Below are 18,301 nucleotides of genomic sequence, written 5' to 3'. Positions count from 1 at the left end.
GCGTGACGGCCGGGTCAGGCCCGGCCGGCATTCACCCGAGCACCGACCAGTCCGCCGCGCTGAAGGCCGCGACCAGCAGCGAGATCAGCGCGCCAAAGGAAATCGTCCAGACCAGACCCCGCAGGTAGGGCACGCCCAACGCGTAGAGCGGCAGATAGACGATCCGCGCCGCCGCGAAGGTCATCGCGGCCGTGCGGGTGCCCGGGGTGCTGACTTGCATCAGGGCGAGGATGATCACGACGCCGAGAAAGAAGGGCAGCGTTTCGTGCAGGTTGCGCAGCGCTCGCGTCAGCCGGCCCAGCAGCGGGGAATCCGCCACCGGCGAGGGGGTGTCCTGTGCTGAATTTGCGTAAGGCACGCCATGCACGCGGCGATACTCGATCGCCTGGAGGGTGACCTGCACGACGCCCAGCGCGATGACGACGAGGGCGGCGAGGATTTCAACCGTCATGGGAAGCTCCATCTTCAGGGTTCGGCAGGGGGCGGGGCGGTAAACTGAAGCAGCGAGTTCAGCGCCTCGGACTCCGCGTCCGTCAGTGTGGCTGGCGGACAGCGCGGATCGGTCTTCTGCAGGGCGCGGATCATGTCGTCGGTAAGCGGAATCGGGTCGCAGCCGTGGTCCGTCGAGCAGATCATGTCCCACTGCTTCCCGGCCTTGGCGTGGCATTCCAGGCAGTTGCCACCGAAGCGGTTGACGACATCGACATGACCACGCCGGCGGATCGCCGACCCCCGGGGGCTGACATCGAGCTCGAAGAACTCCCAGTCGTTCGTCGCCGCGCTGAAACCGGCCTCGCGCTTGATCATGACCTCGGTCGGGACGAGCTGCACCACCGACCCCGCCGGAAAGGTGCCGCCGGTCGCCGATTGGGCGACCCTGACCGTCTCTTCCAAATTGCCGGCGAGATTGCCGACATAGAATCGGCCAACCGGCATCAGCTCCCGCATGCAGCCAAAGTCGGCCTGCGTGATCTGACGGGTCTGCGGCGGCGTCTTCGCCGGCGTGGGCGGCGAACAGCCGGTGAGCGCGGCAAGGCCGACGGCGGCGGCGGCCAGGAGCGCGGTTCTCGCCAAAGCCTGCATGGGACACCTCATCTTGTGACGCCTGTTATATCGATAGCGATTAAATCGCGCACAATATAACAGGCGTCAAGAATTTTCGGCGCGGTCGTGTCGAGAGTTGGTCATGGGCCAGGCGCCGGCAGCCTGACGCTCCGGCCGCGGCACTTCCTGTCCGAGGGCAACGGTTCGGGCCGGACTAGTCGCGCTTCGTCGGGCAGGTATTGAGGCCAAGTACCGTGTAGAGCGGGCAGAAGCCCACCAGGCCGGTGAGCAGCGGCACCACGCCGATCCAGCCCCAGGCGGTCCTGGGGCCGACGAACACCAGGGCGATCAGCACCAGGCCGGCGATGACGCGCAGCATCCGGTCGAGCTTGCCTTCGTTGACGGGCATGGTCGGTCCTCCTGTCCGGCGCGGATGTGCGCGGGTTCATGCGCATCTTCTAACATGGGGCGCGAGCGCCTGCCTGATCCATGTCATGCGGCGGTGCGCCGGGTCGGCCCGGCACTACGGGAAACGCCCGGAGCGGTTTCCCGCCCCGGGCGCCCGGCGACACCATGTTCGTGTGTACATGGAGGAAATCATGGCATCGCCCGCCGGCACCCGCCCGCAGGGACGTGCGGGTGCCAGACGAGGGTGGGGCGGCGCGCGCCCGGATCAGTCCAGCGCCTCCAGCGGGCCGAAGAACTCGTAGCGGACCCGTGCGTCGGCGACCCCGAGGTCGCGCAGCGACTGGCGGACACTGCGCATGAACGGCTTGGGGCCGAGGAAATAGACATCGGCGGCGCGGTTGGCGGGCAGATACTGCTCCAGCAGGTCCGGCGTCACGAAGCCCACATGGTCGGGGGCGTCGTCGGCGTGCGGTTCGCTGTAGATATAGGCCCGGCGTACCTGCGGCGCGCGGGCGACGATGGCGTCCACCCGGTCGCGGAAGGCGTGGACCTTGCCGTTGAGCGCGGCGTGCAGATAGATCACTGGCCGGCCCTCGGCCGCCGCCTTGTCGAGCATCGACAGCGCCGGAGTCTGGCCGACGCCGGCGGTCAGCAGCACCACCGGATCGGCGCCCTCCTGCAACGTGAACTCGCCGGCCGGCGGGTAGATGTCGAAGGTGTCGCCTTCCTGCACCCGGTCATGCAGGTACACCGAGGCCTGGCCCTCGGGCTCGCGCTTCACCGAGATGCGATAGCTCCGGCCGTTGGGGGAGTCCGACAGGCTGTAGTTGCGATGCAGCGTCTCGCCGTCGATGACCAGCTTGAGGCCGATGTACTGGCCGGGCTGGAAGTCCATCAGCGGGCCGCCGTCCACCGGTTCCAGCCAGAAGGAGGTGATGACGGCGCTTTCCGGCTGCTTGCGGACCACGCGCACCGTGCGCGGGCCGCGCCAGCCCCCGGGCACCGCCGCCTTGCGCTGATACTCCGCTTCCTCCGCCGCGATCAGGATGTGCGCCAGCTGCCAGTAGGCGGCGCCCCAGGCATCGGCGACCTCGGGGGTGACGGCATCTCCCAGCACCGTGCCGATGGCCTCCATCAGACAGGTGCCGACGATGTCGTACTGTTCGGCGGTGATGTTGAGGGAGACATGCTTCTCGACGATCCGGCGCACGGCCTCGCCCAGCACCGCCAGATTGTCGATGTTGCTGGCGTAGGCGATGATCGCGTTGGCCAGTGCCTGCGGCTGGGCGCCGCCGCGCTGGTGGCTCTGGTTGAAGACCGTCCGCACTTCGGGGAAGCGGCTGAACATCAGCGGGTAGAAGGTGCCGGTGATGGCGGTGGCGTTCGCGGCGACGGCGGGCGCCGTGGCCTTGATAATGGCGATCTGGGCGTCGGTGAGCACCGGGTATCCTCCTTTTGTGCGTCAATGCAGGCCTGTGCAGAGCAAGGAGCATGCCAGTATTTACGGCTTGATATTCTGCGGGTTATGGAAGACTGGTGTAATAATGACATGAATTGATGGATGTTAATATGACATCACACGATGTCCAGTTGATAACGTTACTCGACGCTGGAGCCGTCGTCCTGCGCGAAGTGGCGGCAGGGCAGGAGGGCCAGGCCTGGCACGCCTGGCTGCAACAGCTGCGGCGCGCCACCGGCTGTGATGCCTGTGCGCTGTTACGGTTGGCCGGACGCGAACTGGCGCCGCTGGCGATCGCCGGCCTCAGCCCCGACACGCTGGGTCGGCGGTTCCCGCTCGATCAGCACCCGCGCCTGCAGGCGATTGTCGCCAGCGCGGAGCCGATCCGCTTTCCCGCCGACAGCCCGCTGCCCGATCCCTTTGACGGCCTGATCCCTGATCTTCGCGATCGCCTGCACGTGCATGACTGCGCCGGCATCGCCCTGCGCGACGGCGACCGGGTGGTGGGAGCGCTGACGCTGGACGCACTGCAGGCGGGCGTGTTGCGGGGCGAGGCGCTGGCGGTGCTGCGCGCCGCCGCCGGTTTCGCCGGTGCATGTCTGGGGCTGGTCGAACGCCAGTCGCGGCTGGCCGAGTCGGTGGAGCGTCAGCATCAGGTCAGCAGTGCGCTGCTGGCGGAGTTGCGGCCCGACGATCGGCTGATCGGACGCAGCCCGGCGATGAAGGCGCTGCTGCAGGATATCGACACCGTCGCGGGCAGTGATCTCACGGTGCTGATCACCGGCGAGACCGGCGCCGGCAAGGAACTGGTGGCGCGCGCCGTGCATTATCGTTCGAACCGGGCCGACAAGCCGCTGATCCACGTCAACTGCGCGGCGCTGCCGGAAACGCTGGCGGAGAGCGAGCTGTTCGGCCATGTGGCCGGTGCCTTTTCCGGCGCCAGTGGTCACCGGCGCGGCCGCTTCGAGATCGCCGATGGCGGCACCCTTTTCCTCGACGAGGTGGGCGAGTTGCCGCTGGCGGTGCAGGCGAAGCTGCTGCGGGCGCTGCAGAGCGGCGAGGTGCAGCGGGTGGGCGAGGACCGCCACATTGAGGTCGATACCCGCATTGTCGCCGCCACCAACCGCGATCTGGTGGCCGAGGTGCGCGCCGGGCGTTTCCGTGCCGATCTCTATCATCGGCTGAGCGTTTACCCGGTCCATGTGCCGCCGTTGCGCGAGCGCGGCCGCGACGTGCTGCTGCTGGCCGGCCACATGCTGGAACTCAATCGTGCCGTCCTGCGGCTGCGCGGCCTGCGCCTGACGCCGCAGGCCCAGGCAGCACTGCTGGCACATGACTGGCCGGGCAATGTGCGCGAGCTGGAGCACATGATCGGCCGGGCGGCACTGAAGGCCGCGGCGGGCGGGCGTGGCGCCGACCGTGTCGTCACCATTGATGTCCGCCACCTCGATCTGCCGTCGCCGGCGGACGCGGGGGCGGTGCTGGCGACACCGGCTGTGGAGGCGCGGGCAGCAGGCGTCAGCCTCGCGGCGGCGACCGACGCCTTCCAGCGCCAGCTCATCGACGACATGCTGGTGGCGCACCGCGGCAATCTGGCGGCCGCGGCGCGGGCACTGGGCATGGACCGGGGCAACCTGCACCGGCTGGCCCGGCGGCTTGGCCTGCGTTCGTCCGGACACTGAGCCGACGGGTTGACAGCAGGGTCGGGTCGAGATACATGTATATGCATGTATTCTGCATGCCGAGGTCGGTCGTGAGTGAACGCTATCAGCTGGGTGACTGCTCGTGCCTCCGGCTGCGCAAGATGGCGCGGCGGGTCACCCAGCTGTACGACCAGATCATGGCGCCCGCCGGCCTGTCGGTGACGCAGTTTGGCCTGCTGGCGCACGCCTGGTTCCTCAAGGATGTGTCGGTCAGCGAACTGGGCGAACATCTGGTGATGGACCCCAGCACGGTGACCCGCAACCTGCGGCCACTGGTGGACCGGGGCTGGGTAGAGCTCAAGGTCAGCGCACGGGACCGCCGGCAGCGGGAGGTGCATCTCACCAAGGCCGGAGCAACCGTACTGGGCGAGGCCCGGCCCTATTGGGTCGAGGCGCAGCGCCAGCTCAGGGACATGCTCGGCGATCAGCGGGCCACCTTGCTGAACGACGCTCTCGATACCGCTCTCGACCGGTTGTTGCCGGCATGATAAACGATCTGCGTTCTCAATATCTGCATATGCAGTTATTTCCCTGCGGATATGAGATGGCCCCGCGTTCCAGGGTCAGTCGTTGTGTAAGGCGTTCGTTACTCCTCCCCCCGTTTCAATGGAGATCATCATGACCTTCTCTTCATTCCCCCGTCTGTTGCCGTTGCTGTCGTTGCCGGCCGTCGTCGCCGTCGCGGCCTTCGCCGGGTCGCCGGCTCACGCCGGCGAGTATGACAAGGCCGTCAACGCCTGCCGCGCCGCTGTGGCCGAGCAGGCCGGCCAGTCCGCGGTGGCGCTGCGCGTCGACCGCATTCGCGGCGGCGGGCGCGTCACCAAGGTGTGGCTGTCGGCTGAAGCCGGTCGCTACCTTTGCGTCGCCGGCTCGACTGGCGAGGTGAGGGACGTCACGCCGCTTGACGGTGCTGGCGCGTCCAGCCCGGCGCCGGCGCAGTAAGCCGAGGCGACGGCACGGCATCGCTGTTCGCCCGTGGCGATCGCTGTGATCGGTACTTTGCGTTTGCGCTTTGCCCCCGCCGTGCCTACCTCGTGAGCGGTTGCAGCGAGGAAAGGGACGGCGGGTGGCCCTGTTCGACTATGATCTGTTCGTCATCGGCGCGGGCTCCGGCGGTGTCCGGGCGGCGCGTATTGCCGCCAGCCACGGCGCGAGGGTGGCGGTCGCCGAGGAATATCGCGTCGGCGGCACCTGCGTCATTCGCGGCTGCGTGCCCAAGAAGCTGCTGGTCTATGCATCGCACTATGGCGAGGATTTCGACGACGCCGCCGGCTACGGCTGGCGATTGCCGGCCGACGCCCGGCCGACGCTCGACTGGGTGAGCTTGCGCGACAATGTTCAGGCTGAGGTCAGCCGGCTGAACGGGCTGTACATGCAGACGCTGGGCAATGCGGGCGTCGAGATCATTCCCAGCCGGGCGGTGCTGGTGGATGAACACACGCTGCAGCTCGACGGCCGCCGGGTGACCGCCCGGCACATCCTGATCGCGGTGGGCGCGCGCCCGAGCCTGCCGGACATTCCCGGTGCGGAACTCGGCATCACCTCCAACGAGGCGTTCCATCTGGAAACGCTGCCCCGGCGTGTCATCGTTTCCGGTGGTGGTTACATCGCCACCGAGTTCGCCGGCATCTTCCATGGCCTCGGCGCCGAGACGGTGCAGCTCTATCGCGGCGAGACCATCCTGCGCGGCTGGGATGACGAGCTGCGCACCCGCCTGCAGGCGATCTATCAGGACAAGGGCATCCACGTGCGCACCGGCGCCACGCTCGCCCGGCTGGACCGGGCGGCGGATGGCGCGATCATCGCCACCCTGACCGACGGCTCGACGCTGGCCGCCGATTCGGTGCTGCATGCCATCGGCCGGGTGCCCAACACCGCCGGCCTCGGCCTCGAATCGGCGGGCGTCGCCACCGATGCCGCCGGCGCGGTGCTGGTCGATGCCGACCAGCGCACTTCCACCGGACATATCTATGCCGTTGGCGATGTCACCAACCGGGTGCAGCTGACGCCGGTCGCCATCAAGGAAGGCCATGCCTTCGCCGACACGGTGTTCGGCGGCAAGCCGTGGCGGGCCGACCACGACACCATCCCCTCGGCGGTGTTCAGCCAGCCGGCGCTGGCCAGCGTCGGCCTCACCGAGGCCGAAGCGCGGCAGAAATTCAACGACATCAAGGTGTTCCGTTCCGATTTCCGGCCGATGAAGCACACTGTCGCAGGCCGCGCCGAGCGCAGCCTGTGCAAGCTGGTGGTGGATGGCGCCACCGACCGGGTGCTGGGCGCGCACATGCTGGGGGCGGATGCCGCCGAAATCATCCAGGCGGTGGCGATCGCGGTGAAGATGGGCGCCACCAAGGCGCAGTTCGACGCCACCATCGCCGTCCACCCCACGGCAGCGGAAGAGTTCGTGCTGATGCGTTAACATATGGCTGGGAATGATGGCTGGCTTGCCATTTGCGGGCGGGCAGCGCATTAACCGGCGGCCCCGATGATCGGGGCGGGATTGAAGGAAGCGAGGTGCATCATGGCTGGTAACGGCACGTCCAAACCCTGGACCCCGGACAGCTGGCGGCAGTTTGAGGCCCGCCAGATGCCAAGCTATGGCAATGCCGCCGCGCTGGACGCGGTCGAGGCCGAACTGAAGAGCTATCCGCCGCTGGTGTTCGCCGGCGAGGCGCGCAGCCTGAAGGGTCAGCTGGCCGAGGTCGCCGCCGGCCGTGCTTTCCTGCTCCAGGGCGGCGACTGCGCGGAAAGCTTCGCCGAATTCCACCCCAACAACATCCGCGATACCTTCCGGGTGTTGTTGCAGATGGCGGTGGTGCTTACCTTCGCCGCCAAGATGCCGGTGGTGAAGGTCGGCCGCATGGCCGGCCAGTTCGCCAAGCCGCGCTCGGACACCCACGAGACCAAGGGCGACGTCAGCCTGCCGAGCTACCGGGGCGATATCGTCAACGACATCGGTTTCGAGGCGGAGGGCCGCGAGCCCGACCCCAAGCGAATGCTGCGCGCCTACATGCAGTCGGCGGCGACGCTGAACCTGCTGCGCGCCTTCGCCCAGGGCGGCTATGCCAACCTGATGCAGGTGCACAAATGGACGCTGGACTTCGTTGGCTCCTCGCCGGCGGCCAAGCGCTACCGTGATCTCGCCGACCGCATCGGCGAGGCGCTGCGCTTCATGCAGGCCTGCGGCATCAACCCGGAGACGGCGCCGCAGCTGCGCGGCACCGACTTCTTCACCAGCCACGAGGCGCTGCTGCTGGGCTACGAACAGGCGATGACGCGGCAGGATTCGCTCACCGGCGACTGGTACGACACCTCGGCGCATCTGCTGTGGATCGGCGACCGCACCCGTTTCCCGGGCTCGGCGCACGTCGAGTATCTGCGCGGCATCGGCAACCCGATCGGCATGAAGGTCGGGCCGTCGCTGGACGCCGATACGCTGCTGCGGCTGATCGATACCCTGAACCCGCAGAACGAGCCGGGCCGGCTGACGCTGATCTCGCGCTTCGGCGCCGACAAGATCGACGCCTATCTGCCGGCGCTGGTGCGCGCGGTGGCCCGCGAGGGCCGCTCGGTGGTGTGGTCGTGCGATCCCATGCACGGCAACACGGTCAAGACCGGCACCGGCTTCAAGACCCGGCCGTTCGAGCGGATTCTCGCCGAGGTGCGCGCCTTCTTCGCCATTCACCGGGCGGAAGGCACCCACGCCGGCGGCATCCATGCCGAGATGACCGGCCAGAACGTCACCGAGTGCACCGGCGGCGCCGTCGCCATCACCGACGAGACGCTGGGGGATCGCTACCACACCCACTGCGACCCGCGCCTCAACGCCGCCCAGTCGCTTGAACTTGCCTTCCTCATTGCCGAGGGCTTGCAGCAGGAACTGGCGAGCCGCGAGGCCGCCTGAACCGGCTGCCCTGAACGGGCGTCGATGATAGGCTGACATGACTGGTGATCGCGCGTAAGCTCGACCACCGTCATGCCCGCGACCGATGTTCTCAAGCTGATTCTCTCGCTCGGTTCCGAGCCGACGCGGCAATTGCTTGAGTTGTTTGGCGTGGCCACGTTCGTTGTCGAACTCGACGCCGCCGGCGAGGCGCGCTACGTCGCGGCCAACAACCGCGCCGAGCTGATGTTCGGGGTCCGCCACGAGGACGCGGTTGGCCGCACGCCGCACGACATCTTCCCTGCCGACGAGGCGGATGCCTTCCTTGACCACTATCGCACCGGGCTTAGCCGCGCCGAGGGGTTCCAGTTCGAGCGGCAGTCCAGCGCGTTCGGCGCCACCTTGTGGTACCGCATCGGCATCATCCCGTTGCGCCGACCCGGTGGCGGCGGGCGCATCATCCTGACGGCGTACGACATCACCGATGAGAAAAACGCCCAGGCGGCGCTCGCGGAAAGTGAGAGCAACCTTCGTCGGGCGCAGCGGCTGGGCCGCATGGGGCACTGGCACCATGATTTTGCTGGCGGCGTGCTCAGCTATTCGGAAGCCGAGTACCAGTTGCATGGCCTTGATCCTGCCGAACGGGCACTCGTGGCCGAGGCGGTGGGCGAGCGGATGCGTCCCGACGAAATCGCCCGGTTTCTTGCGGTGCGACAGCAGGCGCTGGAGGCCGGTCGCGGCTACACCTTCGAGACCGAATTGCGCCGGCCTGATGGTACCATCCAGTGGCTGCACTACGAGGCGGAGCCGGACTGCGACACCGAGGGGCGGCTCATCGGCTATTTCGGCGTCAGCCAGGACATCACCGAGCGCAAGCAGATCGAGCAGGCGCTGGCGCTGAGCGAGAGTCAGCTGCGGCGCGCCCAGGAAATGGGCCGCATGGGCCATTGGTACGTCGATATGCGCTCGCGCACGCTGACCTGGTCGCAAGCACTGTACGCGCTTCATCAGGTCGATCAGGATTTCAAGCTCAGCGAGGACAATGTCCGTCGGCTGTTTCCGCGTGCGGACTGGCAACGTCTGCAGGTGATGATGGCCGAGGCGATGACGTCCCGCACCGGCTATACGTTCGAGGCCGAGATAACCCTGCCAACCGGCCACATCCAGACGGTGTTGCTGCGCGCCGAGCCGGACACCGATGATGCCGGAGCGGTCATCGGGTTTTTCGGCGTCACCCAGGACATCACCGAGTTCCGCCAGGCCGAGCGCGGCCTGAAGCGGGCATTGCGCATTGGCCGCATGGGGCGCTGGTACTCCGACCTGCGCGCCGGTGTGATGACCTGGTCGGACGAGCTTTATGCCCTGACCGGGTACAATCCCGCCTCCCTGACGCCATCGGTGGCCTGGGTGGAGTCGCTGCTGCCGCCTGAGCGGCGCGACCAGGTGCAGGCGGCCCGTGCCGCGGCGATCCGCGACGGCGCGGGGTTCAGTTATGAGGTTGACCACGTTCGGCCTGACGGGGTGTCACAAGCCCTGCACGTGATCGCCGAGCCGGAAACGGATGCCCAGGGCAAGGTCATCGGGTTTTTCGGCATCACCCAGGACATCACGGAACGCAAACGCATGGCGAGCGAACTGGCGCTGCTGGCGGAGCGCAACCGGGTGATCGTGCGAACCCTGGATCGGGCGGGAGTCGGCGTTGGCCTGGTCGGGCTCGACCTGCGGGTGCTCTACGTCAACACGACGTTGACCGCCATCGGCGGGCTGGACAATCCGGAGCAGGTGGTGGGGCGGTTTCTCCGCGAATTCTATGGTGGCGACTGCGCGTATGTTGAGGATCTGTCGCGGCGGCTGTCCGCTGTCGTGGAGACGCAGCAGCCGCTGGATCTGGACGACCTGGTCTGGCCGCGCATGGATGGCGATGTCCGCCATCTGCTGGTGCGTGCCGTGCCGCTGGAGAGCGTCGGCGTGCTGATCGTGGTGGTGGACCGCACCGAGCAGCATGCGATGCGGGAATTGCAGGCCCAGATCGAGCGCAATCTGCAGCACACCCAGAAGATGGAAGCACTGGGTCAGTTGGCCGGCGGGGTCGCCCACGAGGTCAACAATCTGCTGCAGCCGATTCTCACCTTCGCCCGCCACGCCCAGGGCGAGATTCCGTCGGAGAAGCGCAACCAGTATCTCGGGCGGATCATGGACGCGGCACTGCGGATGCGCGAAATCGTCGCCAATACGCTCGCCTTCGCCCGGCCCAAGGTCGATCGCCCGGACATCAGGGACATCAAGACGCTGTTCGACCAGGTGCTGTCGCTGGCGGCGGGCGTGGTGTCCGGCGCGATCGAGGTGGCGTGTCCGCCCGACGTCGGGTCGCTGAATGTCCGGCTCATCGGTGCCGAGTTCACCCAGGTGGTGCTCAACCTGCTGGTCAATGCCGCCGATGCCACGGATCGCAAGGGACATATCCGCATTCTGGTCGACAAGGTGGAGAATCCCGAGGGGCTGACGCGGCCGCAAGTTTCGCCCGGCGGCTATATACGGCTGACGGTGGCCGACGATGGTGTCGGCATGGCCCTGGAGACCCAGCAGCGGCTGTTCGAGCCGTTCTTCTCCACCAAGCCGCCCGGTCAGGGTACCGGGCTTGGCATGGCGGTGGTCTATGGCATTGTCAGCCGCTGGGGTGGGGGTATCGCCGTGCGCTCAGCCCCCGGCGAGGGTGCCCAGATCAGCATCTATATCCCGGAGTATCGCCCGCCTGGCGATACCGGGGGCTGATCCGGCGCCACCTCAGGCCTCAAGCGGCTTCATCTGCGATTGCAGGTAATTTTCCAGGCCGACGGCCTTGATCAGCGCCAGCTGGGTCTCGATGAAATCGACATGTTCTTCCTCGGACTCCAGGATGTCTTCCAGCAGCTCGCGGCTGATGTAGTCCTGCACCGCCTCGCAATGGGCGATCGCCGCCTTGAGGTCGGGCATCGCCTCCATTTCCAGCGCCAGGTCGCATTCCAGCAGTTCCGTCACCGTTTCACCGATGCGCAGCCGGTTGAGCGACTGCATGCCCGGCACACCCTCCAGGAACAGGATCCGCTTGGTCAGCGCATCGGCGTGCTTCATCTCGTCGATGGATTCGCCGTATTCATATTTGCCGAGCCGGTCGAGGCCCCAGTTCTCCAGCATTCGCGCGTGCAGGAAGTACTGATTGATGGCCGTCAGTTCGTTTTTGAGAATCTTGTTAAGGTGCTTGATGACCTCGGAATCGCCCTTCACGGCCACCTCCTGACAACGGTTATGATGAAGCCGAGGATAGCATCAAAAGCGCAAGATTCCCAAGCACATTGCGATCATCGCAACGTGATGGAACTGTCCTGGATACCGCCGCGTCCGGCGGCAGGGGTTACTCCGCGGCCCAGACGGTCTCGCAGCCTTCGGCGTGGCTGTCTTCGATGATGTTGCGGGCGAAGCTGGCGCAGCAGCCGCACTCGAACGCGCAACCGAGGTGGGCGTAAACGGCGGCCGGGCGGGTCTCGCCACTGAGACGTGCCGCCGTGCGGACATCGGCTTCCCGCAATCCATTGCAAAGGCAGACGTACATACAGGACACCCGCGACTGAATCTCAATCGCGCAATTCATAGCGTTACTAAGAATGAGTGTCAACTGGCCAGGCGGTGTCCGGCGCTATCGCGCGGCCCCGGCGATGCCCTGTCAGTGTCGTCGCCTCAGTGTCGTCGCCGGCGTCGCAGTCGGCCGGTCCGATGGGTGGCGCCCAGCACCCGCCGCTCGATGTCGACCATCGCGCCGGTGGTCGGCTCGTGACTGGCAAGCGCGGCCTCGATGGTGGCGATATCATCGGCGGCGCTGTTGAGCAGCCGACTCAGTGCGGCGTCGGGGCGCGGTGACGGCTCGCCGTCGAGCACGGCGCGCAGTTCTTCCTCCCACCAGCCAAGTGCCGCCCGGACGCGCGCCGCGGGGGACAGCGGGGGCTGCCCGGTCAGCGAGGCATTGTCGGCCAGCGCCGCCAGTCGGGCGAGCAGGATGTCGCCCTGCCGGAGAGTTGTGGCGGCGGGCGCCATGTCGTCGCGGGTCACGCCGCGGCGCAAGGCCGCCAGAGTCACCGCCAGCAGCAGGATCTGGAGCGGCCAGTGCAGGCGGAAAGCCGGGGATGCTGGACCAAGCGCGAACGCCAGCACGAGCCCGCCGACCGAGATCATCGAGGCGACGAACAGCAGGGAGACGCTGCCGGCCTTCGGGCGCATGGCACGCCGGCGCCGGTCGGCCCGCCGCAAGGCCGCCAGCCACAGCAGCAACGCCAGCCCGCCGATCCAGGCACTGGCGGCAAACAGGTCACGCGCGGGCACGCTCCCGGCGAAGCGATAGGTCAGCAGCCCGCAGCCGGTCAATGTCGCCACGGCCAGGCCCAGCGACAGCGTTGTCACGACGGCCTGCCGGCTGGGGGCCGGCGCGGATGCCGTTTCCTGATTCTGCTGCTGTTCCCGGTTCGTCACCATTCCGACCCGTTGCGTGCGACGCCAGCGACGTCCATCCAGCCGCCCGACTTTGAGCAAATGTCGTTGTTGCGCGCAAGCAACGTCTGCCCCCCCCCGACGGCCGGCTTGATCTTCGGCGCCGCCGATTTATGCGTAGATCAAATACGCAAAACGGGGGATGACATGGGACTGCACACGCCAATCTGCGATCTGCTGGGTATCGAGCATCCGGTACTGCTGGCCGGTATGGGCGGCGTGTCCTATGCCGGGGTCTGCGCGGCGGTCAGCGAGGCCGGCGGTTTCGGCACGCTGGGCATGGCGGGCCTGCCGCCCGCCGAGATCGAGCGCCAGATGGCCGAGGTGCGGACGCTCACCGACAGGCCGTTCGGCGTCGACCTGCTGGCGGCCCAGCCGGAGAGCCTGACCGCCTCGGTGGATGTCATCATCGCCGGCGGCGCCCGGGCGTTCATCGCCGGACTGGGGGTGCCCACCGCCATCATCGAGAAGCTCAAGGCCGCCAACGTGCTGGTGATGAGCATGTGCGGCACGGTGGGTCATGCCGTGAAGGCGGCGGAGGCCGGTTGCGACGCGGTGATCATGCAGGGCACCGAGGGTGGCGGCCACACCGGCAAGGTCGCCTCCATCGCCCTGTGGCCGCAGACGGTGGACGCGGTGTCGATTCCCGTCATTGCCGCCGGTGGCGTCGTCGACGGTCGCGGCCTGGTGGCGGCGCTGGCGATGGGCTGCCAGGGGGTATGGATGGGCACCCGCTTCATCGCCTCGCACGAGGCGCACGCGGCCCAGGTCTACAAGGAACGCATCGTTGCCATGCGCGACGAGGATACCACCATCAGCCGGGTATTTACCGGCAAGACCCTGCGGGCGCTGGTCAACGACACGACCCGCCAATGGGAGGGGCGTGATGCCGAAATCAAGAAATTCCCGCTCCAGGTCATGGAGTCGGTCCAGCTCAACCGTCTGGGGCCGATCGCCGGGATTGTCGAGGGGGTGGACGCTGACCACCAGTGCCTGCCTGCCGGCCAGGGCGGCGGCGCGATCAGCGACATCCTGTCGTGCCGGGAAATCGTCGAGCGCACGGTGGCGCAAGCCCGGGCGGTCATCGGCGACCTGCCGCGATTCGTGCGCTGACGCGGCGGCGCGCCTCAGGGTTCGGCGGGCGTCGCCGGCTGGGCCTGTTCGGCCTCGATCTCGCTGAGCGCCTTGAGCGCCGACTGGCGCGCCAGCTGCGCTGCCCGCAGGATCGCCTGGCGGACCCTGGGGTAGGTGCCACAGCGGCACAGATTGGTCATGGTCTCGGCGATGTCGGCGTCGGTGGGCTCCGGCCTGGCGTGCAGCAACGCGGTGGCGGCCATGATCATGCCGGGCTGGCAGTAACCGCACTGCGGCACCTGCAGTTCCAGCCAGGCCTGTTGCACCGGGTGATCACGGTCGGGCGACAGGCCCTCGATGGTGACGACCGTGGCATCATTGATGTCGCCGATCGGCACCTGGCAGGCCCGGACCGCTTCGCCATCGACATGCACCGTGCAGGCGCCGCACAGGCCGGCGCCACAGCCGAACTTGGTGCCGGTCAGGTTGGCGATGTCGCGCAGCACCCACAGCAGCGGCATGTCCGGCGGCACGTCGAACGCCACCGGCTGACCGTTGAGGACAATCTTGGTCACGACAATCTTGGTCATGGATACCTCGTTGCGATAAGGACCATAAACACGTTCCGGACGGACAAGACAACCGACGGACCGACACTAACGGGAGGATGGAATGGAAACGCTGGATCTCGCTATCGCCGACGGCATCGCCCATGTGCGGATGATCCGTGGCGAACAGCTCAACACCATGGTCGCGGCGTTCTGGACCGAGATGATCGAGGTGTTCGAGGCCATTGACGCCCGTCCCGATGTCCGGGCGGTGGTGCTGTCCTCCACCGGCCGGCATTTCACCGCCGGTCTCGATCTCGCCATGGCCTCCACGTCGCTGCGGCCGGCCTCCGACGATCCGGCGCGGGCGCGGGAGAAGCTGCGCCGCAAGATTCTCCGGATGCAGGAGACCATGTCGGTGGTCGACCGCTGCCGGGTGCCGGTGATCGCCGTCGTGCAGGGTGGCTGCATCGGCGGCGGCGTCGATCTCGTCACGGCCTGCGACATGCGGGTCGGCACCGCCGACTGCTATTTCACCGTCCAGGAGATCAACGTCGGCATCGTCGCCGATGTCGGCACGCTGCAGCGTCTGCCCTATCTGCTGCCGCAGGGGCTGGTGCGTGAACTCGCCTATACCGGCCGGCGGTTCACCGCCGAGGAAGCCCGCCAATGGGGGTTCCTCAACCGGGTCGCCGACACGCCCGAGGCGGCGCTGGAGCAGGCCTTCGCACTGGCGCGCGAGATCGCCGGCAAGTCGCCGGTGGCGATCACCGGAATCAAGCGCGTGCTCGACTATGGCCGCGGTCACTCGATCGAGGATGGGCTCGACTATGTGGCCACATGGAACGCCGGCATGCTCATCGGTGACGATCTGAATGTCGCCGTAACAGCTGCGTTGGCAAAAAAGACAGCAGACTTCAAGGACTTGCTTGAATAGTAGCGCGACTGCATAAAAACGCCCGGCTGCGGCACAGTGGCCGCTTGTCGAGCTTGAGGTGCGCGCTTATAACGCGGCCGAATGGGGCCGCAGCATTGTCGGCTGGAAATAGCGGGGAAACCATGAGGAAGATCAAATCACTGCTATCGACTTTGGTCGCAGGCGCGGCTGTTTTCGCGTCGGGCGCCGCGTCCGCCGGCCAGCCGACACCCGAGGCCCTGGGCATGCAGGAGCCCGCCACCGAACTCGCGCGGTTCGGCTACTGGATGTACCATGACTGGCTGACGCCGATCATCGTCGCCATCACCCTCTTCGTGCTGGCGCTGCTGGTTTACATCGTGGTGCGCTTCCGCGCCGGTGCCAACCCGGAGCCGTCCAAGACTTCGCACAACACCCTGCTGGAGGTGGTCTGGACCGTGGCCCCGGTGCTGATCCTGGTGGCGATCGCGGTGCCGTCGTTCCGCCTGCTCTATGCCGAGTACAGCCCGCCCAAGACCGACCTCACCATCAAGGTGACCGGGCATCAGTGGTACTGGTCCTATGAGTATCCCGACCAGGACGGCATTGCCTTCGATTCCATCATGCTGACCGACGAGGAGGCCGCCAAGGAGCAGCTGCCGCGTCTGCTGGGTGTCGACAATCGCATTGTCGTGCCCACCGGCAAGACCGTGAAGCTGCTCATCACTTCGGCCGACGTGCTGCACTCCTTCGCCATCCCCGCGTTCTTCCTCAAGATGGACGCGGTGCCGGGCCGGGTGAACGAATCGTGGTTCAACGTCGAAAAGCCGGGCATCTATTATGGCCAGTGCTCCGAGCTGTGCGGCATCCGCCACGGCTTCATGCCGATCATGATCGAGGCGATGGAGCCGGCCAAGTTCGACGCCTGGGTGGCGGAGGCGAAGACCAAGTTCGCCGCCGTGCCGCCCGCCAACCAGTATGCGCAAGCCGACGTCGCGGGCGACGTCATCGTGCGGCAGTAAGTTCGAGACAGGGAGTTCACCATGGCCCACGCGTCCGCGCACGCTCATGACGACCACGCCCACGACCATCCGACAGGCTGGCGTCGCTGGCTGTTGTCCACCAACCACAAGGACATCGGCACCCTTTACCTGATCTTCTCGATCATCGCCGGCATCGTCGGTGGGGCCATGTCGGGCCTGATGCGTGAAGAGCTGATGCAGCCCGGCATGCAGGTGCTGACGGCCTTCTCCAGTGCGTCGGACCCGGCGGCCGCCATCGACCAGTCCTACCACCTGTGGAACGTGCTGATCTCGGCGCACGGCCTGATCATGGTGTTCTTCATGGTCATGCCGGCCGTCATTGGCGGCTTCGGCAACTGGTTCGTGCCGATCATGGTCGGTGCGCCGGACATGGCCTTCCCGCGCATGAACAACATCTCGTTCTGGCTGATGCCGCCGGCGCTGATCCTGCTGGTCTGCTCGATGTTCGTCGAGGGTCCGGCCGGCCAGCTCGGCTTCGGCGGCGGCTGGACCGTCTATCCGCCGCTGTCCACCGCCGGCCATCCCGGACCGGCCACCGACTACGGCATTCTCGCCCTCCACATTGCCGGCGCCTCGTCGATTCTCGGCGCCATCAACTTCATCACCACCATTCTCAACATGCGTGCGCCGGGTATGACCCTGCACAAGATGCCGCTGTTCGTGTGGTCGGTGCTGGTGACCGCGTTCCTGCTGCTGCTGTCGTTGCCGGTGCTTGCCGGTGCCATCACCATGCTGCTGACCGATCGCAACTTCGGTACCACGTTCTTCGATCCGGCTGGTGGCGGCGACCCGATTCTCTACCAGCATCTGTTCTGGTTCTTCGGCCACCCCGAAGTGTACATCATGATCCTGCCGGCCTTCGGCATCATCAGCCACATCGTCTCGACCTTCTCGAAGAAGCCGGTGTTCGGCTATCTCGGCATGGCCTACGCGATGGTCGCCATCGGCTTTGTCGGCTTCGTCGTGTGGGCCCACCACATGTACACCGCCGGCCTCGACGTCGACACCAAGGCCTACTTCACCGCCGCGACCATGATCATCGCGGTGCCGACCGGCGTGAAGATCTTCTCGTGGATCGCCACCATGTGGGGCGGCTCCATCACCTTCAACACCCCGATGCTGTGGGCGATCGGCTTCATCTTCCTGTTCACCGTCGGCGGTGTGACGGGCGTGGTGCTGTCCAATGCCGGCGTCGACGTGGCGCTGCACGACACCTACTACGTGGTCGCGCACTTCCACTACGTGCTCAGCCTGGGTGCGGTGTTCGCCATCTTCGCCGGCTGGTATTACTGGATCGGCAAGATGTCCGGCCGTCAGTACAACGAGTTCCTGGGCAAGCTGCACTTCTGGGTGATGTTCATTGGCGTGAACCTCATCTTCTTCCCGCAGCACTTCCTCGGCCTCAACGGCATGCCGCGTCGTATCCCCGACTATCCGGACGCCTTCGAGTACTGGAACATGGTGTCGTCGTGGGGCTACCGCATCACCATCATCGGTGTGGCCATCTTCTTCGTGAACGTCATCTACACGTTGCTGGCGGGCAAGAAGGCGGGTGACAATCCGTGGGGTGAAGGCGCCAACACGCTGGAGTGGACGCTGTCCTCGCCGCCGCCGTTCCACCAGTTCGAAACCCTGCCGAAGATCAAGTAAGCAGCGTTGACGACAAGGGACCGTGCAGTCGTGACAGACTCCGTCGCATCCGCCTACGCATCGGCCCCGGCATCCG

Annotated in this window: 18 protein-coding genes; 10 read left to right on the top strand and 8 right to left on the bottom strand. The window is 66.7% G+C overall.

Translation table 11 applies throughout. The annotated features are described in order from the left end of the window. Window positions 1-31: 31 nt before the first annotated feature. From ABU113_RS07820 to hmpA, 4 genes are all read right to left on the bottom strand, one after another. Window positions 32-451: an MAPEG family protein gene (locus tag ABU113_RS07820; RefSeq protein WP_454558944.1), complete on the bottom strand. Its 420-nt coding sequence runs from the start codon at window positions 449-451 to the stop codon at window positions 32-34. 14 nt (window positions 452-465) lie between these two features. Continuing rightward, a complete protein-coding gene (locus tag ABU113_RS07815; RefSeq protein ID WP_454558943.1) occupies window positions 466-1,083 on the bottom strand; it encodes a hypothetical protein in 618 nt (205 codons plus the stop codon). Window positions 1,084-1,258: 175 nt separating this feature from the next. Further along, entirely contained in the window at window positions 1,259-1,453 is a 195-nt protein-coding gene (locus ABU113_RS07810) for a YgaP family membrane protein (protein WP_454558942.1), read from the bottom strand. A gap of 264 nt (window positions 1,454-1,717) precedes the next feature. Next, window positions 1,718-2,893: an NO-inducible flavohemoprotein gene (gene hmpA / locus ABU113_RS07805; protein WP_454558941.1), complete on the bottom strand. Its 1,176-nt coding sequence runs from the start codon at window positions 2,891-2,893 to the stop codon at window positions 1,718-1,720. Between the two features lie 128 nt (window positions 2,894-3,021). Here hmpA and norR point away from each other — a divergent pair, with 128 nt between their 5' ends. From norR to ABU113_RS07775, 6 genes are all read left to right on the top strand, one after another. Further along, the gene (gene norR, locus ABU113_RS07800) at window positions 3,022-4,593 is read left to right on the top strand and encodes a nitric oxide reductase transcriptional regulator NorR (protein WP_454558940.1); all 1,572 of its coding nucleotides are present in this window, start codon (window positions 3,022-3,024) and stop codon (window positions 4,591-4,593) included. A 71-nt stretch (window positions 4,594-4,664) separates the two neighbouring features. After that, entirely contained in the window at window positions 4,665-5,102 is a 438-nt protein-coding gene (locus ABU113_RS07795) for a MarR family winged helix-turn-helix transcriptional regulator (protein ID WP_454558939.1), read from the top strand. A 130-nt stretch (window positions 5,103-5,232) separates the two neighbouring features. Further along, window positions 5,233-5,556 carry a hypothetical protein gene (locus ABU113_RS07790; RefSeq protein ID WP_454558938.1) on the top strand — a complete coding sequence of 108 codons (324 nt, stop codon included), beginning with the start codon at window positions 5,233-5,235 and terminating at the stop codon, window positions 5,554-5,556. Window positions 5,557-5,680: 124 nt separating this feature from the next. Continuing rightward, the gene (gene gor / locus ABU113_RS07785; protein WP_454558937.1) at window positions 5,681-7,033 is read left to right on the top strand and encodes a glutathione-disulfide reductase; all 1,353 of its coding nucleotides are present in this window, start codon (window positions 5,681-5,683) and stop codon (window positions 7,031-7,033) included. Between the two features lie 102 nt (window positions 7,034-7,135). Then, entirely contained in the window at window positions 7,136-8,518 is a 1,383-nt protein-coding gene (locus ABU113_RS07780; protein ID WP_454558936.1) for a class II 3-deoxy-7-phosphoheptulonate synthase, read from the top strand. 72 nt (window positions 8,519-8,590) lie between these two features. Further along, window positions 8,591-11,269 carry a PAS domain-containing protein gene (locus ABU113_RS07775; protein WP_454558935.1) on the top strand — a complete coding sequence of 893 codons (2,679 nt, stop codon included), beginning with the start codon at window positions 8,591-8,593 and terminating at the stop codon, window positions 11,267-11,269. Between the two features lie 12 nt (window positions 11,270-11,281). Here ABU113_RS07775 and bfr read toward each other — a convergent pair whose 3' ends face one another. From bfr to ABU113_RS07760, 3 genes are all read right to left on the bottom strand, one after another. Then, window positions 11,282-11,761 (bottom strand): bacterioferritin, encoded by a 480-nt coding sequence (gene bfr / locus ABU113_RS07770; RefSeq protein WP_454558934.1) that lies wholly within the window; start codon window positions 11,759-11,761, stop codon window positions 11,282-11,284. 127 nt (window positions 11,762-11,888) lie between these two features. Beyond that, the gene (locus tag ABU113_RS07765; protein WP_454558933.1) at window positions 11,889-12,086 is read right to left on the bottom strand and encodes a (2Fe-2S)-binding protein; all 198 of its coding nucleotides are present in this window, start codon (window positions 12,084-12,086) and stop codon (window positions 11,889-11,891) included. Window positions 12,087-12,211: 125 nt separating this feature from the next. Then, entirely contained in the window at window positions 12,212-13,000 is a 789-nt protein-coding gene (locus ABU113_RS07760) for a hypothetical protein (RefSeq protein ID WP_454558932.1), read from the bottom strand. A gap of 162 nt (window positions 13,001-13,162) precedes the next feature. On the opposite strand from ABU113_RS07760, the gene ABU113_RS07755 reads away from it, so the two are divergent. Then, entirely contained in the window at window positions 13,163-14,128 is a 966-nt protein-coding gene (locus ABU113_RS07755) for an NAD(P)H-dependent flavin oxidoreductase (RefSeq protein WP_454558931.1), read from the top strand. 14 nt (window positions 14,129-14,142) lie between these two features. Here ABU113_RS07755 and ABU113_RS07750 read toward each other — a convergent pair whose 3' ends face one another. Continuing rightward, complete coding sequence (locus ABU113_RS07750; RefSeq protein WP_454558967.1) at window positions 14,143-14,664, bottom strand: (2Fe-2S)-binding protein; 522 nt, start codon at window positions 14,662-14,664, stop codon at window positions 14,143-14,145. 97 nt (window positions 14,665-14,761) lie between these two features. On the opposite strand from ABU113_RS07750, the gene ABU113_RS07745 reads away from it, so the two are divergent. The 3 genes from ABU113_RS07745 (at window position 14,762) to ctaD (ending at window position 18,225) form a co-directional block, all read left to right on the top strand. Further along, window positions 14,762-15,574 (top strand): crotonase/enoyl-CoA hydratase family protein, encoded by an 813-nt coding sequence (locus ABU113_RS07745; protein ID WP_454558930.1) that lies wholly within the window; start codon window positions 14,762-14,764, stop codon window positions 15,572-15,574. A gap of 122 nt (window positions 15,575-15,696) precedes the next feature. Then, window positions 15,697-16,554 (top strand): cytochrome c oxidase subunit II, encoded by an 858-nt coding sequence (coxB, locus tag ABU113_RS07740; RefSeq protein WP_454558929.1) that lies wholly within the window; start codon window positions 15,697-15,699, stop codon window positions 16,552-16,554. A 21-nt stretch (window positions 16,555-16,575) separates the two neighbouring features. Continuing rightward, window positions 16,576-18,225, top strand: coding sequence for a cytochrome c oxidase subunit I (gene ctaD, locus ABU113_RS07735; RefSeq protein ID WP_454558928.1), 1,650 nt, complete (start codon window positions 16,576-16,578; stop codon window positions 18,223-18,225). Window positions 18,226-18,301 lie beyond the last annotated feature (76 nt).

Origin of the sequence: Parapedomonas caeni, assembly GCF_041060555.1 — a bacterium.
Taxonomy (GTDB): domain Bacteria; phylum Pseudomonadota; class Alphaproteobacteria; order Sphingomonadales; family Sphingomonadaceae; genus CAUJIW01.
This window is presented reverse-complemented; position numbering and strand designations above follow the sequence as displayed.

Bases quoted from the DNA above. Each gene is read 5' to 3' on its own strand.
- ABU113_RS07820 (WP_454558944.1), bottom strand. From the start codon at position 451: ATGACGGTTGAAATCCTCGCCGCCCTCGTCGTCATCGCGCTGGGCGTC.
- ABU113_RS07815 (WP_454558943.1), bottom strand. From the start codon at position 1,083: ATGCAGGCTTTGGCGAGAACCGCGCTCCTGGCCGCCGCCGCCGTCGGC.
- ABU113_RS07810 (WP_454558942.1), bottom strand. From the start codon at position 1,453: ATGCCCGTCAACGAAGGCAAGCTCGACCGGATGCTGCGCGTCATCGCC.
- norR (WP_454558940.1), top strand. From the start codon at position 3,022: ATGACATCACACGATGTCCAGTTGATAACGTTACTCGACGCTGGAGCC.
- ABU113_RS07790 (WP_454558938.1), top strand. From the start codon at position 5,233: ATGACCTTCTCTTCATTCCCCCGTCTGTTGCCGTTGCTGTCGTTGCCG.
- ABU113_RS07780 (WP_454558936.1), top strand. From the start codon at position 7,136: ATGGCTGGTAACGGCACGTCCAAACCCTGGACCCCGGACAGCTGGCGG.
- ABU113_RS07775 (WP_454558935.1), top strand. From the start codon at position 8,591: ATGCCCGCGACCGATGTTCTCAAGCTGATTCTCTCGCTCGGTTCCGAG.
- ABU113_RS07765 (WP_454558933.1), bottom strand. From the start codon at position 12,086: ATGTACGTCTGCCTTTGCAATGGATTGCGGGAAGCCGATGTCCGCACG.
- ABU113_RS07760 (WP_454558932.1), bottom strand. From the start codon at position 13,000: ATGGTGACGAACCGGGAACAGCAGCAGAATCAGGAAACGGCATCCGCG.
- ABU113_RS07755 (WP_454558931.1), top strand. From the start codon at position 13,163: ATGGGACTGCACACGCCAATCTGCGATCTGCTGGGTATCGAGCATCCG.
- ABU113_RS07745 (WP_454558930.1), top strand. From the start codon at position 14,762: ATGGAAACGCTGGATCTCGCTATCGCCGACGGCATCGCCCATGTGCGG.
- coxB (WP_454558929.1), top strand. From the start codon at position 15,697: ATGAGGAAGATCAAATCACTGCTATCGACTTTGGTCGCAGGCGCGGCT.
- ctaD (WP_454558928.1), top strand. From the start codon at position 16,576: ATGGCCCACGCGTCCGCGCACGCTCATGACGACCACGCCCACGACCAT.